The sequence below is a fragment of the Kitasatospora sp. NPDC007106 genome, from assembly GCF_040634455.1.
GTDB lineage: Bacteria > Actinomycetota > Actinomycetes > Streptomycetales > Streptomycetaceae > Kitasatospora > Kitasatospora arboriphila.
Map to the genome: position 1 here is coordinate 1 of NZ_JBEYFP010001171.1, position 1,535 is coordinate 1,535.

2 protein-coding genes are annotated in these 1,535 nt (G+C 70.4%); both read right to left on the bottom strand.

Annotated elements, in window-relative coordinates; translation table 11 throughout:
- Nucleotides 1-1,145, bottom strand: a 1,145-nt coding sequence (locus ABZ641_RS36840; protein WP_359988915.1) for an NAD(P)(+) transhydrogenase (Re/Si-specific) subunit beta, incomplete at its 3' end; no start/stop codon positions are given.
- 3 nt (nt 1,146-1,148) lie between these two features.
- A partial coding sequence (locus ABZ641_RS36845) for a proton-translocating transhydrogenase family protein (protein WP_359988917.1) occupies nt 1,149-1,535 on the bottom strand: 387 nt, incomplete at its 5' end.

Below are 1,535 nucleotides of genomic sequence, written 5' to 3' on the forward strand. Positions count from 1 at the left end.
TTGATCTCGTCCATCTCCAGCACGATGTCGTACGGCACGCGGGCCTCGGCCAGCAGCACGGTCATGTGCCCGGGCAGGCGGCCCGCCACCGGGTGGACGCCGAAGCGGACCTCGACGCCGCGCTCGCGCAGCACCCGGGTCAGCTCGGCGACCGGGTGCTGGGCCTGGGCGACGGCCATGCCGTAGCCCGGCGTGATGATCACCGAGTCGGCCTCGGCGAGCATCTGCGCGGTGTCCTGCGCGCTGCTCTCGCGGTGCTCGCCCTGCTCCGCGTCCTGCGCGGCGGGCGCCTCGATGCCGAAGCCGCCGGCGATGACGGAGATGAAGGACCGGTTCATCGCCTTGCACATGATGTACGACAGGTAGGCACCGGAGGAGCCGACCAGCGCACCGGTGACGATCAGCAGGTTGTTGTTCAGCAGGAAGCCCGCCGCCGCCGCCGCCCAGCCCGAGTAGCTGTTCAGCATGGAGACCACCACGGGCATGTCGCCGCCGCCGATCGAGGCGACCAGGTGCCAGCCCAGCAGCAGCGCCAGCACCGTCACCGCGATCATCAGGCCGAGGCTCGGGCTGATCGTGAACCACACCGTCAGCGCCGCGAACGCCACCAGCGCCGCCACGTTGAGCGCGTTCTTGCCCGGCAGCATCAGCGGGCTGGACTTGATCCGCGCCGACAGCTTCAGATAGGCGACGATCGAGCCGGTGAAGGTGACCGCGCCGATGAAGATGCCGATGAACACCTCGGCGTGGTGGATGCGCAGCAGGTCCGAGCCGACCAGGGTCTGCGCGGCGCCGTGCTGCTCGACCTCCAGGTAGCTGTTCCAGCCGACCAGCACCGCGGCCAGGCCGACGAAGCTGTGCAGGACGGCGATCAGTTCGGGCATCTGGGTCATCTCGACCCGGCGGGCCCGCCACAGGCCGATCGCGCCGCCCGCGGCCATGGTGACCACGATCAGCGAGACCGCGCCCGCGGAGATGTCGTGCGCCGCGACCACCACGGTGGCCACGAGCGCGAGCGCCATGCCGGCGATGCCGTAGGCGACACCGGCCCGCGAGGTCCGGTGCTGGGAGAGCCCGGCGAGGCTGAGGATGAACAGCAGTGCGGCGACCAGGTCCGCGGCGTGGGCGGCCGTCGTGTACGTCATCGGTCATCGGCCCTTCGAGAACATGCCGAGCATCCGGCGGGTGACGGCGAATCCGCCGAAGATGTTGACGCTGGTCAGCAGGATCGCCACCGCGGACAGCACGGTGACCACCGCGTTCTCGCGCCCGATCTGCAGCAGCGCGCCGATCACGACGATGCCGGAGATCGCGTTGGTCACCGACATCAGCGGCGTGTGCAGGGCGTGGTGCACCTTGCCGATCACGTAGTAGCCGATCACCACGGCGAGCGTGAACACCGTGAAGTTCTCGGCCAGTTGGGCCGGGGCGAAGGCGACCAGCAGGAACATCGCGAGCATGCCGAGCCCGACCAGGCCCAGCCGCGCCCGCACCGAGAGGCCGGACGGCTTGGCGGCGACCGGCGCCGCGGGGGC